The organism is Sporosarcina sp. P33 (assembly GCF_002077155.1).
Taxonomy (GTDB): Bacteria; Bacillota; Bacilli; order Bacillales_A; family Planococcaceae; genus Sporosarcina.
Window position 1 is genome coordinate 1,730,031 of record NZ_CP015027.1, and the last position, 13,380, is coordinate 1,743,410.

General features: G+C 43.4%; 15 protein-coding genes. 3 read left to right on the top strand and 12 right to left on the bottom strand.

What is annotated here, in order from left to right; all coding sequences use genetic code 11:
* Positions 1-40 precede the first annotated feature (40 nt).
* Entirely contained in the window at positions 41-697 is a 657-nt protein-coding gene (locus SporoP33_RS08705; protein ID WP_081243345.1) for an N-acetyltransferase, read from the bottom strand.
* Positions 694-1,806, bottom strand: a complete 1,113-nt coding sequence (locus SporoP33_RS08710) for a mandelate racemase/muconate lactonizing enzyme family protein (RefSeq protein ID WP_081243346.1) — start codon at positions 1,804-1,806, stop codon at positions 694-696. The genes SporoP33_RS08705 and SporoP33_RS08710 overlap by 4 nt, the downstream gene beginning before the upstream one ends.
* Positions 1,807-1,892: 86 nt before the next feature.
* On the opposite strand from SporoP33_RS08710, the gene SporoP33_RS08715 reads away from it, so the two are divergent.
* Positions 1,893-3,158 carry an HTH domain-containing protein gene (locus SporoP33_RS08715; RefSeq protein ID WP_081243347.1) on the top strand — a complete coding sequence of 422 codons (1,266 nt, stop codon included), beginning with the start codon at positions 1,893-1,895 and terminating at the stop codon, positions 3,156-3,158.
* 524 nt (positions 3,159-3,682) lie between these two features.
* Here SporoP33_RS08715 and yghU read toward each other — a convergent pair.
* The 4 genes from yghU to nhaC form a co-directional block, all read right to left on the bottom strand.
* Positions 3,683-4,471 (bottom strand): glutathione-dependent disulfide-bond oxidoreductase, encoded by a 789-nt coding sequence (gene yghU / locus SporoP33_RS08725; protein WP_081243349.1) that lies wholly within the window; start codon positions 4,469-4,471, stop codon positions 3,683-3,685.
* A 369-nt stretch (positions 4,472-4,840) separates the two neighbouring features.
* On the bottom strand, positions 4,841-5,071 hold the full coding sequence (locus SporoP33_RS08730; protein ID WP_081243350.1) for a hypothetical protein: 231 nt from the start codon (positions 5,069-5,071) through the stop codon (positions 4,841-4,843).
* A gap of 140 nt (positions 5,072-5,211) precedes the next feature.
* Entirely contained in the window at positions 5,212-5,412 is a 201-nt protein-coding gene (locus SporoP33_RS08735) for a hypothetical protein (protein ID WP_081243351.1), read from the bottom strand.
* A gap of 215 nt (positions 5,413-5,627) precedes the next feature.
* Positions 5,628-7,076: a Na+/H+ antiporter NhaC gene (gene nhaC, locus SporoP33_RS08740; protein ID WP_081243352.1), complete on the bottom strand. Its 1,449-nt coding sequence runs from the start codon at positions 7,074-7,076 to the stop codon at positions 5,628-5,630.
* Between the two features lie 276 nt (positions 7,077-7,352).
* Here nhaC and SporoP33_RS08745 point away from each other — a divergent pair, with 276 nt between their 5' ends.
* A complete protein-coding gene (locus SporoP33_RS08745; RefSeq protein WP_231293221.1) occupies positions 7,353-8,204 on the top strand; it encodes a dimethylarginine dimethylaminohydrolase family protein in 852 nt (283 codons plus the stop codon).
* Positions 8,205-8,263: 59 nt separating this feature from the next.
* On the opposite strand, the gene SporoP33_RS08750 is transcribed toward SporoP33_RS08745, so the two are convergent.
* Genes SporoP33_RS08750 through SporoP33_RS08765 form a run of 4 tightly spaced genes read right to left on the bottom strand, consistent with a single transcriptional unit; the run spans position 8,264 to position 10,962 of the window.
* Positions 8,264-8,974, bottom strand: coding sequence for a hypothetical protein (locus SporoP33_RS08750; RefSeq protein ID WP_081243354.1), 711 nt, complete (start codon positions 8,972-8,974; stop codon positions 8,264-8,266).
* Complete coding sequence (locus tag SporoP33_RS08755; RefSeq protein ID WP_081243355.1) at positions 8,971-9,720, bottom strand: hypothetical protein; 750 nt, start codon at positions 9,718-9,720, stop codon at positions 8,971-8,973. The genes SporoP33_RS08750 and SporoP33_RS08755 overlap by 4 nt, the downstream gene beginning before the upstream one ends.
* Positions 9,695-10,600: an ATP-binding cassette domain-containing protein gene (locus tag SporoP33_RS08760; protein WP_231293222.1), complete on the bottom strand. Its 906-nt coding sequence runs from the start codon at positions 10,598-10,600 to the stop codon at positions 9,695-9,697. The genes SporoP33_RS08755 and SporoP33_RS08760 overlap by 26 nt, the downstream gene beginning before the upstream one ends.
* Positions 10,600-10,962 (bottom strand): GntR family transcriptional regulator, encoded by a 363-nt coding sequence (locus SporoP33_RS08765; RefSeq protein ID WP_231293342.1) that lies wholly within the window; start codon positions 10,960-10,962, stop codon positions 10,600-10,602. Before SporoP33_RS08765 ends, SporoP33_RS08760 begins: the two co-directional genes overlap by 1 nt.
* 265 nt (positions 10,963-11,227) lie before the next feature.
* On the opposite strand from SporoP33_RS08765, the gene SporoP33_RS08770 reads away from it, so the two are divergent.
* Entirely contained in the window at positions 11,228-11,563 is a 336-nt protein-coding gene (locus SporoP33_RS08770; RefSeq protein ID WP_081243358.1) for a DUF5658 family protein, read from the top strand.
* Between the two features lie 57 nt (positions 11,564-11,620).
* On the opposite strand, the gene SporoP33_RS08775 is transcribed toward SporoP33_RS08770, so the two are convergent.
* Positions 11,621-12,913 carry a TRAP transporter large permease gene (locus tag SporoP33_RS08775; RefSeq protein WP_081243359.1) on the bottom strand — a complete coding sequence of 431 codons (1,293 nt, stop codon included), beginning with the start codon at positions 12,911-12,913 and terminating at the stop codon, positions 11,621-11,623.
* Complete coding sequence (locus tag SporoP33_RS16575) at positions 12,903-13,343, bottom strand: TRAP transporter small permease (protein WP_081243360.1); 441 nt, start codon at positions 13,341-13,343, stop codon at positions 12,903-12,905. The genes SporoP33_RS08775 and SporoP33_RS16575 overlap by 11 nt, the downstream gene beginning before the upstream one ends.
* Between the last annotated feature and the right edge of the window lie 37 nt (positions 13,344-13,380).

The window sequence follows — 13,380 nt, forward strand, 5'->3', positions numbered from 1 at the left end:
GACTGTGCACAAATAGCACAGTCCGACGGGAATTTCCTTATTATTTGACGTACAGCACATACCAGTCAGTGTCACGCTGCCCGATTTGTTCACCGCGCCAGCCTTCTTTCAGTAATTGCTGCTGAGATTCTATATCACTCATTTGAACCCATTGTTGCTCAGCAGGATCTGTCTGGAAGGGCTTTTGCAGATCTCTGAATAAAATATAGCGCAGTTTGTTGCCGTACTTTACTTTAAGCGCGGCAATCCGTAAACCGAGCGAAAATTTATCCTTTAAGCTCGGTATGTTAAACGGGGCCACCGTTGTGCAAATATAGCGGTATTGATCGCTGTCGACATGGTCCATCAGCCATTTCCCGAGCACTGTTTGCAGTCCATGCCCTCTGAAATCAGGATGTACGCCTGTAATTTCTGAGTATAAGACAGCGGATAATTCCTCATCCGTCACGCTAGCATCTATTCCGAGATGTTCATCATCTTCTCCCGGGTCAAGCATTGCCCGGAACGCAATTAGGCGGTCATCGACGAATGCGCCAGCCAACATACCATGACCGCGCAGAATATACAAAAACTCTTCCTCTGTCAGCGGCTGCAGAAACTCGGGACGTTCCAATTCCGCAACGACACGTTTCTGAAGCGCCAGAACATCCGGCAGCTGATCTTCTGTCACGAACGACAGCGACGCCTGCAGCTTCATCGTGTCACCTTTTCTTTACGCACGGTTAATTCTTCCAGTACTTGTTCATCCACATCCACACCGAGCCCCGGCTTTTCATTAAGTTCAATGAACGGCACGTCATAGTGCAAATTCCCGATATCCTTACTGAATTTCAACGGTCCTGTCAGTTCCACGCTCGTCATCACTTTTTGCGAGAATGCCACATGAAAACCTGCCGCAGACCCGACAGATGACTCAACCATCGATCCGACCTGGCACTCGATACCTGCCATTTCCGCCATATGGGCAAGCTTCATGGCAGGATACATGCCGCCGCATTTCATAAGTTTGATATTCACTTTATCTGCTGCACGTTTTGCGATGATTTCACGCATTTCACGCACGCCGCGCAATCCTTCATCCGCCATCAGCGGAGTGGAAGTTTTCGATTTGATTTCCACCATCGCATCGATATCGTCTGCTTTGACAGGCTGCTCAAGCCAGTCCAGCTCACAGCTTTCCAGTTGCTTCATAGCCTGCAATGTGACGGCGCTGTTGACCCATCCTTGATTGACATCAACGCGAATCTTGACGTCTTTTCCTACCCGCTCACGCACTGCCTGAATTCTCTTGACGTCTTCTGCGGCATTCGTGCCCACCTTCATCTTCAATGAGTCGTAGCCTGCCGCGACACGGTCTGCCGCTTCCTGTGCCATATGTTCAGGAGAAGCGATGCTCAGCACATGTGTAATAGGAAACTTCTCGTGATAACGGCCGCCGAGCAGGTTATAGGCTGGAATACCGTACGCTTTGCCCACCGCGTCAAAACAAGCAATATCAAGTGCTGCTTTCGCTGCGGGCACACCGTAAATTGCCTGATCCATCAATTCGTGAATTTTACCGAAACGGCTTGGATTTTGACCAAGTAAAACGGGCGCGAGCGTATGACGGATGACAGCGAATGTGCCTTCCCAGCTTTCGCCTGTAACATGATCATCCGCTACAGCTTCTCCGTAACCGATATGCCCCGTATCCGTCGTTATTTTGACAATGATGGAAGGCATGTCATCATAAGATGCATAGCTGATGACAAACGGCTCAATTAATGGCAATCGAATCGCAAATACTTCTATTTCAGTGATTTTCATTTTTTTCTTCCTTTCTTATTGGCAGCTTTTCATTCGTCCTGTATGATTGTCGTTAAATAGTCGTTAATGAAAAGAGGAGATCTCCTATGAAGGTTACCATTGCACTGGTCGGCCCACAAGAGTTTTGCAGACAGGCAAAAACAATCTTACTGCCCGAGGACTTGCACATTGAATATTATCAGTATGACAAGCCTTCTGAAGCACCCTGTTTACTTGAGAAACTGAAGCCTTGTCATGCTATTTTGTTCTCCGGTTCCCTGCCTTATGAAGCGTCTGAACAAATTCTTCAGACAATCTCTATTCCTTCATTGTACCTTCAGCAGAATGAACATACGATTGCTGTTACTTTATTATACCTTGCTTCAGAGAAAAACGTGGGTATTCACGATATTTCTATGGATATAAAAAATATTACCCACGCGGAACATCTTCTGCAAGATCTGGGCGGTCTTGCACCCGCCAAGAAACCTGCCATCTATGAACTGCGTTCCAACAGTGATTTGCAGGAAGTCGTAAATTTCCACCTGGAACATTTCCGGAGCGGTAAATCGAAGATGGCTGTTACCAGTGTGCATGCCGTATACGATCAATTGCAAGCCGCGGGAATTCCTTCCTTGCGCATGATTGACCCTGTCAGCAATATTTTACGCGCAATGGAACTAGCGGCTCATCAGGCTGACTTGGCCAGAAGTCAATCAACGAAAATCGCGGTAGGTTTACTGCAAATAAATGATTCTGGGCAGCTCCCCCCCGAAGCGATAGAAAGAATGGCAAACTACCTGCAAGCTCAATGGAAGGCAGAGAGAAACTGTTTCTTCTTCTACACTACGCTCGGCACTGTCGAATTCGTTTTGTCTTTACAGGCATTCCAGCAGTTCAGCGAATCACTTTATCCTGCGTCTTCCTTATCTTTCGGATTGGGACAAACCATAGTAGAGGCAAGTGATAATGCGGCAAGTGCACTTCAGCTTGGCAAAGAAGCAAGCAGTGAAGGAATTTTCATGCTCGACGAACACAAGAAATTGCACGGTCCCCTGCCGTCTGCAAAACCATCAGTCGCAATGAAGCTGGATGACCCTGAGCTTCTGAAAATCAGCGATCAGACGACTTTAAGTCCCGCAGCTATTTCTAAGCTGATTCAGTTTGAACAGTTCAGGCAATCTGAGCCATTCACCGCCAATGACCTGGCAGGCTATTTGGCGGTTTCCAGGCGGACTGCGGAACGAACAATAAAAAAATTAATGGATCAGCAATTCGTTTATACAGTCGGAGAAGAAATGACCTATTCACAGGGACGGCCGCGCGCACTATACAAAATGGATCTTTACGCCCGCCGAAAAAGAAAGGTTTGAAATACTCATCATCCATTCCATTGAATAAACAAAACAGCCTCCCAATTCGCGGATGAATCGGGAGGCTGTTGACGGTCTGGGTACCACTGTTGAAATGCTTTCTTTCCTGATGCTGTAATTGCTAGTTCTTTTTCGTCACTGTATTTCTGCTCAGTAAATAGTAAGCAGTGCCAGCTATAAATAACCCTGTGCTGAGCCACATCGCTATCCCGTTCCAATCACCATTGAACAATGTGATATTTGTTAGGTTCACCAAAAATATTGAACAGAGAATAATATACAATCCTTTTATTTCTTTCATTTTTACACACCCCCGTAAAACTCATCCGGCAACAAATCGATATAGTTTTTTTCTGGAATCGTAACTGTCAGAGTGATAAGAGTTACAACTCACTTCCTACATTTACCTGGGCCTTCAGTCCTTGCAGATAGAACCTCTCCACAATTCCGTTGTATTTGTTATGTCTATATAAGGGTTTAATTCTATTGTAAAAAAGAAAAACATCCATACATTGTTTTTTTAATTACTCCCCAAGCGACTGATACTCTGCTGCAAGGCCTTTTTGAACGCCTGGTCGTTTCGCAATGCGATGAGACCATTCCAAGAGATGAGTATATTCATCCATGTTTAAAAATTCATAAGAGCCTTCATACAATTTCCCTAAAGCTAACTGTCCGTACCAAGACCATATCGCAATATCTGCAATAGTATAAGTGTCGCCTGCGATATAAGAACGCTGAGCTAATATTTTATCTAGTAAGTCTAATTGACGTTTCGTTTCCATTGTAAAACGATCAATTGGGTATTTCATTGGCTCTGGCGCATAAGCAAAAAAGTGACCAAATCCTCCACCGACATAAGGACCCGCTCCAATTTGCCAGAATAACCAATTAAGGGTTTCTGTCCGTCCATGAATATCTGCCGGGATCAGTTTATTGAATTTCTCAGCCAAGTATAGCAAAATCGAACCTGATTCAAAAATTTCCAAACAGGGACTTTGACTTTGATCGACTAGGGCCGGGATCTTTGAATTAGGATTGACCTTAACGAAATCTGAACCAAATTGTTCCTCGGCTCCAATATTGATTTCATACAAATCATAATCTGCACCATCGACATCCAGCTCTTTTAATTCTTCCAGCATAATCGTCACTTTAATTCCGTTCGGTGTTCCTAGTGAATAGAGTTGGAACGGTGCCTCTCCGACCGGCAGTTTTTGTTCAAAACGTTCACCAGCTGTCGGACGATTCCCCCATCTATTTGAATTCTCTTCTTCCCATTTCCACACATTTGATAATTCATATTTTGTCATCTGAACACTCCTCCTACTATCTATTTAGTAACTCCATCATACTTACAGTACAACAATATTCCTAATATTTAGTTTATCGGCTTATAAAAGATTTTCTTTCCTCTAGCTTATTGAGGAAATCATTAAGTTTTTGCATTTCCATTAAAATCAATCCTCAGAAGTTGTTTTCATCAGTTAAAGGGCCCGATTGCGGTATGCTCACGATTATTTATGCAGCAATCGTGCCCGATAAAAGACTAACTTTTAAATTTTTGTACTCCTTTAAGATTTCAAAAATACTAATGACCAATAAAATCCAAATAACAGGACTAGATAACGATATGCCTGCTTGTGAAATGCCGCCAAATAAAGTGAACACAACAAGTAAAATCAGGAGATAAGAAGTAATTGCAACTTGCCACCAGAAACTAGACCTCGGGGAATCATTTTTTGAATACGAGTAATAAAGAATCCTACAAGTAAAATCACTAGCATAAGTCCAATAAGTAATGGTTTTGGTATGTACAACGTTTGGTTAAAGTTCGGGAAGAAATCGTAAGCCAGTAAGAAAGTCAGTGGCAGTGCTATGGATCCCATTAAAAATAAATGTTTACTGTTCATTCAAATCTCCCCTTTCTTAGTCTGTTTTACGGATGATTACTTACATAGTTTCATTCTGCTGGCCGAAACATTTGAATAATCAACGAATTAAACGGATGCAGATAATATGTAAAAACACTCCACAACTGCAGCCGTTTGCTCTATTGTTTATTGCTGTTAATTTTCTTTACATCAGAAACTCCTATAGTTCCACAAACAAGTACCCCTAAAGTAAAGAATCCTACAAGCAGCCAATTATGTCCCCAGTTGATAATCAGGCAATACAGGCAACCTGCTGCAGTTAAAAATGCTCCATATTTATCTCGCCATTTATATGTTTTTGAAGGATTTTTATTGTTCAAGAACTCATCCCCTCTCTTACGTGCAATATTTCAATATGTCCCCATTGTTGATCAGATGCAAATCCTACTCCCAGAATTGTCTCGTTAAAAGAATTAGGATTCATCAGTTAATAATTTCATTTCTTCTTTTCATATCTTACTTGCATTATACCAAAGATACCCAAATGAATTTTAAGGAAATAAAAAAACACCGCTGCATACGGTGCTTTTACATATTATTCAAGCAGAGCTTCCGCCTCCAGCTTCGCATCTTCCTCATTAATTTCGGTAATCTCTTCCTGCGTCATTTTCACAATGGAGAAACCGGTCAATGCGTAGATCATCGAAATCAGCGGAACGGCAAAATTCAAAATAGCGTAAGGTCCGTATTCGACGACACTGACCCCAAGTGTTCCGAATATGAACACACCGCACGTATTCCATGGGATAAACACGGACGTAAGCGTTCCTCCATCCTCGAGGGCGCGTGACAGGTTTTTGGACTTCAGCCCCATATCTCTGTATGTCTTACTGAACATTCTCGATGGGACCACAATCGACACGTACTGCTCCGAACAGGTAGCGTTTGTCATGACACACGCACCGATTGTTGAAATGATCAGCGTCGATGTGGACTTCACGACTTTCAATAATTGATTCATAATCGCGCGCAGCATACCTGAATACTCCAGAATTCCGCCGAACGTCATGGCCACAATGGTCATGGAGACTGTGTACATCATGCTGTCCAAGCCGCCGCCATTAAATAATTTATCGACCAGCTGATTGCCTGTCTCAATCGCATAACCGCTTTGCAGTGCACCCAGCGCATCCGCAAATGTACCCGCCTGAATTGTTACGTGTGATATAAACCCTAGAACAATCCCGATGATCAGTGCCGGCACAGCAGGGATCTTCATTGCGACCATCATGATGACGGCTAATGGAACAAGCAATAACCAAGGGGATATAACGAAGCTTTCCTGCATGACTTGGGATGTCTTTGCAATTGACGTTAACTCCGCCTCACCCGAGCCAAACCGCTTTCCGAGATATGTAAACACAACCAGCGCAATCAATAATCCAGGAATCGTCGTATACAGCATATGTTTTATATGATCAAATAAATCTGTTCCTGTCAGTCCCGCCGCCAAGTTGGTTGTGTCTGACAGAGGCGACATTTTATCACCGAAGTAGGCACCTGAAATAACCGCGCCTGCCACCATCCCGGCAGGAATGCCCATGCTTAATCCAATTCCCATGCCTGCTACACCAATCGTTGCCATCGTTGACCATGAGCTGCCGATAGCCAGTGAAACAATTGCACAAATCAGCGCAATCGCTACCAAGAACCAGGAAGGGGTAATAATTTTTAATCCGTAGAAAATCATCGTTGCGACAATTCCTCCGCCCATCCAGGAACCGATAACCAATCCGACGAGCATAATGATAATCACGGCAGGAAGGGCCAGACGAATTCCTTTGTACATCATTTCCTCAATTTCTTTCCAGGAGAAACCGTGGCGCCAGGCAACCAGCGAAGCAATGGCCGTGCCTGCAATCAGCGGCATATGCGGCCCCTGTTCAAGCTTTACAACTGTTATAACCATGACCAGTATCATCAATACTAACGGCAGAATCGCCCACCAAAACCTTATCTCTCTTTTTTCTCTCTGCTCCATCATGGTTCACCCCATCCATTATGAATAATACTGCCGTGTCGTTATATAGTCGTTTAATCTATAGTAATCGTTTACCGAATTGTTTGTCAATATAAATTTGTAAGCGTTTACTATTTCCATTTTAATTAGATATCCATAAACTCATGACAGCTAATTTTCTTTCTTGCTTTTACTGCTACTTCATTAAGCATGCCAAACTGTTCAGCTCATCGCGTTTACAAATACCGCACAAAGGGAATACTATAATATACTTTCATGAAGTGGGAGGCGTACTATCCATTGACAGCCAACAGCCAAAAATCAGATACGATCAAATGCGTAACAGAGTATGATACGCTGCGTCGCGTCATATTATGCCAGCCGGAATTCATGGCAATTGATGAAGTCATTAACGAAGTACAGAAAAAGTATGAAGATGAAAATATCGATAAGGACCGTGCGATGAGTCAGCACGCGGAATTTGAAAAACTATTGAAGGAAAACGGGGTAGAGGTTATCACACTGCCCTCTTCAGAGAAATACCCGGAACAAGTCTTCACACGGGATATCGGCTTCACTATCGGCAATGAAGTATTCGTCGCTGATTTAGCAGCAAATATTCGAAAAGGTGAAGAAATCACCTTGAAAGAGTGGCTCATTGCGCAGGATATTCCGTACCAGTCAGCTTCGGACCGAATGGAAGGCGGCGATATTATCGTCGACCGCGATACCGTCTATATCGGCATCAGCAGCCGCACGTCTGAAGAAGCAGTCAGCAAGCTTGAAGAAAAGCTTCCTGATCACAAGCTTAAACGTATACCATTTGACGGGCGTTATCTTCATCTCGACTGCGTTTTCAATATCCTTTCTCCTGAAAAAGCACTCATCTTTCCCGCAGCATTTGATCAGGAAACACTCCATCAGCTGGCCGATTCGTATCAGCTGATTGAAGTAGCAGAAGATGAGCAGTTTTCGCTCGGCACCAATGTTCTTTCCATCGGCAACGGGAAAGTATTCAGCCTGCCGCAAAATAAAAAAGTAAATAAAGATTTGCGTGCAAACGGGTTTGAGGTCATAGAAGTCGACTTTTCGGAAATCATCAAATCAGGCGGCTCCTTCAGATGCTGCTCGATGCCTGTGGAGCGCGGATAATCTAAAAGACTGAAGCTATATGCCGTGAATCATGCGGCATAGTACACTTCAGTCTTTTTCTATTCAATCACTTCTATATAGGCCCCGTATTCGTTTTCGGTCTCAGGAAGATTCAGCGTAATCGATTCGGGTACGGCCAAGTGAATCATCATGGCTCCCGACATGGATCCTGAAGTATAGCCATGCGTTTTTTCTCCGGTGAATTGATTTACTATATTTGAATCGTGATAAAACGTATACTGGATACGATTTGCGGGCTGTTTAGGCACAGACATCGAACCGTTTTCCCAAATTGGCAATGCGACTTCAAGCTGCTCTGTAAAGTCGTAATACTCATCAGTCTCATCTCCTATACTTACCATCAATTCAGGGCTGTAGACGGTTTCTGCAATGGTATTGCCATTTCCCGGTGTGCGTTCAATGAAGATAGTAGCGCTGGTGAAGGCCGATACCAGCAGTGTATCCTGTACTTCATGTGACCGCTCAGCTAAAACAAGCCGTTCAGGAATCGGCTTTCCCTCTGTAATGGCAGTATACAAGTCAAATTCACTGTTATTCGGCAATACTTTTGGCAGCGCATGCTGTTCCACCGTACGCTCCATAACTTCCGCCACGACAAGTCCGATCAGCAGCAATGCAAGATAACCGACAACGATATTGCGGTGAAATGTTTTTCTCAATCGCGTACGTTTCATATTCTTCGTAAATACCACAATTAAAACTAGACTGGTCAGCAGTAACATAGGCAGCAAAATCCCAAAAAACATCATGGATTTCTCACCTCCAGGCGATTGGTTACAAAAAAGCTGATGCCGAACAGGACAGCAACGGACACTGCGACTTTCAAAATGAACAATAGAATAGATGTCTCTCCGTAGTAAAAGTACAGCAAACTATCACCTTCGCCAACTGACACTCTGAACCCAAACGTGATATACACAAACCAGATCAATCCAAATAAGGAAATAAACAACTTGCTGAACTGTATCAGCGTTCCCAGCAAATAGCCGGTCATCAGCAGCAGCAATGTGTAGGCAGTCATTACTAGAATACGGGAAAAGTAGTCAAGCGGTGATGACAGTAAACCGGCCGTTTCTATAATGACATTGTCTCCGAACAGCGCAACAATCTTCATAACTGACCCGAGCAGTACGGTTGTCACGCCGCCAAATAATGCCGCAGTACAAATAAAATAGAAGTTTGCAAGCTGAAAAGTCAGGCGATTCGTCACGAATGAAAAGGATTCATTACGCTGGGCAGCTGAAGTCAGCAGAAATCCGACGATAAGCGCCCAGAATAACGTCAGGCCAACCTGCCCGTCATTCGATATGGACATAAAGTTGAACGAAATCGGCTCGCCCCAATCGCTCATGGAAGTGGAACTGGCACCGCTTATGAAAACAGTTCCAATAATCTGCAGCACAATCAGTGTCGTAAATACGGCCCCGTTGGCACTTAATTTAAATACATACTGACGTTTTGCCAGTTCATTAACGCTCCATTGCGTTGAAAACATCGTCTACTCCTCCTGTCGCCTGGCCTGTCATCGCCAAATATGCTTCGCTTGCAGAAACCGACGATACGCGGATACCTGCCTGCTTCAGCTCCTCCACTTCTGCTTCCGTGTGCTCGTGATCAACAATCCATTCCGTCACCGGCCCCGCATTTGACCGATGAATGACAGCATAGCGGGTCGCATGGGATTTCAGCACACTCTCCCGCGCTTGAAGTGACAGGAATTTTTCCTGCAGTTCAGTAATTGGACCATGGAAAGCAATGCTCTTGCCGTCAATCACTAACATATCCTCCAGTAAATCTTCCATTTCTTCCACATGGTGACTGGATAACAGAATGGTGCGGGGATAGGCAATATAATCTTTCAGCAGCGCTCTGTAAAAATCCCTGCGTGCGGCTGCATCCATTCCTGTAATGGGCTCATCAAACATTGTCAGCGGACAGCGTGCAGCAATGCCCACCACCGCATTGAACGTACTGCGTTTTCCTTTCGACAATACGCGGTGGTTAAGTGACAGAGGTAATTTGAAATATTCGAGCAGACGCACAGCCAGATCCTGATCCCAATTTTCATAGAAGCCATCACATTCCAAGAGTAAATCACCCAGCGTCAGCGCATCTGGAAAACCCATCATATCGTCAATAAAAATCATGTTGGCGGAAACCTTGAGACTGTTGAAAGGATGCTCGCCAAACACACGCAGCTCACCGCCGGATTCTTTTATGAATCCCGCAATCATCTTCATAAGTGTCGTTTTCCCAGCACCATTTCGCCCTGCCAATCCTGTAATCACATTCTCACGGATTGCTAAATTTAACTGATCCAGCACTGTGACAGAACGATAGCTTTTCGTCACGTGTTTTAAAGTAATTGCCGACATCATAACCTCTCCTTTCGCTCCGCCTGTATTAATTCAATAAGCTGTTCCTCTTTCACGCCAAGTAACGCAGCTTCATTAAGCAGTTCCTGCACAAGACGGCGTAACGTGCCTTCTTTGCGCTTCGTCAGCAGTTTTTCCCGTGCATCAGCAGAGACAAATGTGCCGAGGCCCCGCTTTTTGTAAATAAGTTCAGCATCCAGCAAAATCGTCAGCCCCTTCCCCGCAGTTGCAGGATTGATATTGAATAGCTCTGCCAGCTGATATTGCGAGTGAACTTTGTCATCTGCCTGCAATGTGCCATCAATGATTTCCTTCTCCAGCCACTCGGCAATTTGTATATAAATCGGCTTTTCTCCATCCATCTCAAGCAAGAACTCCACCACCTTTAGGATACCTAGTGCATTACTGTTGTAATGTACTATACCTTTATTTAGAAAATAATGCAAACGAAAAAAGATGCGCGGCACCGTGCCATACATCTTTTGATAATCGGGCAGATATTACAATAAACAACGTATGCAGTTGTCCCGTGAGAAAAAACAGTATCCTATATTGCATTTTGATGAATAAAACACGCATTTCCTGCTCATCCTGTCTATTTACACTGCAAGTGAGGAGCGGATGGAAATGAATACTGTACGGGACTTTCCTATTCAGCAAAACAGATTATTAAATGCGGGCTTTCTCTTAGCTTGCCTTTGTTTATTAGATGCGCTGTTCACCGACTACGGGCTGCGGCTTGGGCATATCGAAGAAGCTAATCCGCTTGTTTCCTATATATATGAAAAAAGTATTCCATTGTTCTACGCAGTTAAATTAGGCTTACCTTTATTGCTTTTATATATTGTAGTAACCGCCCGATTTTCAGGAAATATTGTGCGCATCTCCCTGACCACCGCCTTGTTTCTTTATATTGCGGTAATGTTCTTTCATATTTTTTGGCTGATTATTGTTACCATTTAATTTTCCAGACAAATTAAAAGGACCGTCAAAGACAGCCCTTTTGATTACGTTATTCGATTAGCCTGAATACCCCATCAGTCTAGGTAAAAATAATGCAATATCTTCGAAGAAGACGACGATTAAAGTGGCAAGAATCAGTGTAAGAAGGAATGGCAACACTGCCCTGGCTACTTGTCCCAAACTTAAATTACTCATCTTCATTAATACAAAGAGCACAACACCAAGTGGCGGAGTTAACATAGCAACTTCATTAGTCATAACCATGACGACACCCAAATGTACCGTGTCAATCCCTACTTGATTCGCCAGCGGCACTAAAATAGGTGTGACAGCAGCCATTGTTGCTAATTCCTCGATAAACATTCCTAAGATCATCAGGAAGCCGACAATCATCAGTAATATGATTTTAGGATTATCACTGACTGATACACTCCACTCTGCAAGACGCTGAGGGACTTGCTGCATTACCAGTATACGTGCGAATAGCTGTGTAACTGCCACAACGATTAAAACCATACCGGATGTTTCAACAGTAAACACCAGCGTTTCCCATAGAAGCTTTTTATTGCGCAATTTCTTTGTGACAAAGAATCCAACTAAAAAGGCATATAAAACAGCCACCACAGAAGCTTCTACCGGCGTAAAGATTCCTCCGTATATTCCACCGATAATAACAATTGGGGCGAATAATGACCACTTATTTTTGTAAGCAGTCTTTAAGAAGTGTTTCATGTTAAAAGGTTCTCCGGTACCTTTGTAACCCTTTTTGCGGGCTATTATGTAAGCGGTACCAATCAGCATCAAGCCAAGCATAATTCCCGGCATAATTCCCGCAATAAATAAAGAAGTGACCGAGACATTACCAATTACGCCGTAAACAATCATAGGGTTACTTGGCGGAATAAGGATTCCCATTGTTCCACCTACCGCACAGACACCTGCCGTATAGGCTTTTCCATAACCAGCCTTGTGCATTGCGGGTATCAGGATGGCACCCATTGCTGCAGCTGTCGCAGGTCCTGAACCTATAAGCGAAGCAAAAAACATACTTGCCACAATTGTAATTATTCCCAGTCCGCCTGTAATTCTGCCGAAAATGATTTGAATGGTCTCAATGATTTGTCCTGCCATATCCGCTTTTTCCATTAAAACCCCTGCCAATATAAAAGCCGGTATTGCAAGAAGCGGGAACATAGATCCCATCTTCAGTAAGTCCAGAGGGATGATGGAAAATGAAATACCCGATACCATAATTGCGGCAACAGAGGCTATTCCTAGCGAGGCAAAAATAGGAATACCAAGCAATAAACTGCCAAACAAAACTAGGCAAATGATTAATTCAACTGACATCCACATTACCCCTCTGTTTTTTATTGTCGATGTAGCTTATATAGTAGTTTTGTATCATTCTGATATTCATAAGAAGAAAACCTATTGGCAAGATGACATAAACATATTTTAAGTTCCAGCCCAGTACAGGCGAAATTTGCATTCTGTTTGATGCACCCATGTCCATAAATAGGTAAAATCCTGTATAGATAACTATACAGTTAAATAAAAACCAAATGAAGTCACTTATTATTAAAAGAACTTTCTCTGCTGCGGGAGGAAACATTCTAAACTGAACTGTGACACGAATGTGCGAGTGTCTTTTAACGGAAATACTAATAACCATAAATACTAGATACAAGAACGCAAATCTGGATAACTCTTCAGTCCAAGGAAGTGACTTTCCTACCACATATCTAAAATATATTTGAAGCAGCAGACTCATGATCATGACCAAAAGCGATATGACGCTAAACACTTCTTCAAAG

Excerpts from the sequence above, each read along its gene's own strand:
- SporoP33_RS16575 (WP_081243360.1), bottom strand. The coding sequence starts at position 13,343 with ATGATCATGAGTCTGCTGCTTCAAATATATTTTAGATATGTGGTAGGA.
- SporoP33_RS08750 (WP_081243354.1), bottom strand. The coding sequence starts at position 8,974 with ATGATGTTTTTTGGGATTTTGCTGCCTATGTTACTGCTGACCAGTCTA.
- SporoP33_RS08710 (WP_081243346.1), bottom strand. The coding sequence starts at position 1,806 with ATGAAAATCACTGAAATAGAAGTATTTGCGATTCGATTGCCATTAATT.
- SporoP33_RS08715 (WP_081243347.1), top strand. The coding sequence starts at position 1,893 with ATGAAGGTTACCATTGCACTGGTCGGCCCACAAGAGTTTTGCAGACAG.
- SporoP33_RS08755 (WP_081243355.1), bottom strand. The coding sequence starts at position 9,720 with ATGTTTTCAACGCAATGGAGCGTTAATGAACTGGCAAAACGTCAGTAT.
- SporoP33_RS08760 (WP_231293222.1), bottom strand. The coding sequence starts at position 10,600 with ATGTCGGCAATTACTTTAAAACACGTGACGAAAAGCTATCGTTCTGTC.
- nhaC (WP_081243352.1), bottom strand. The coding sequence starts at position 7,076 with ATGATGGAGCAGAGAGAAAAAAGAGAGATAAGGTTTTGGTGGGCGATT.
- SporoP33_RS08705 (WP_081243345.1), bottom strand. The coding sequence starts at position 697 with ATGAAGCTGCAGGCGTCGCTGTCGTTCGTGACAGAAGATCAGCTGCCG.
- SporoP33_RS08730 (WP_081243350.1), bottom strand. The coding sequence starts at position 5,071 with ATGAACAGTAAACATTTATTTTTAATGGGATCCATAGCACTGCCACTG.
- SporoP33_RS08770 (WP_081243358.1), top strand. The coding sequence starts at position 11,228 with ATGAATACTGTACGGGACTTTCCTATTCAGCAAAACAGATTATTAAAT.
- SporoP33_RS08775 (WP_081243359.1), bottom strand. The coding sequence starts at position 12,913 with ATGTCAGTTGAATTAATCATTTGCCTAGTTTTGTTTGGCAGTTTATTG.
- yghU (WP_081243349.1), bottom strand. The coding sequence starts at position 4,471 with ATGACAAAATATGAATTATCAAATGTGTGGAAATGGGAAGAAGAGAAT.
- SporoP33_RS08765 (WP_231293342.1), bottom strand. The coding sequence starts at position 10,962 with ATGGATGGAGAAAAGCCGATTTATATACAAATTGCCGAGTGGCTGGAG.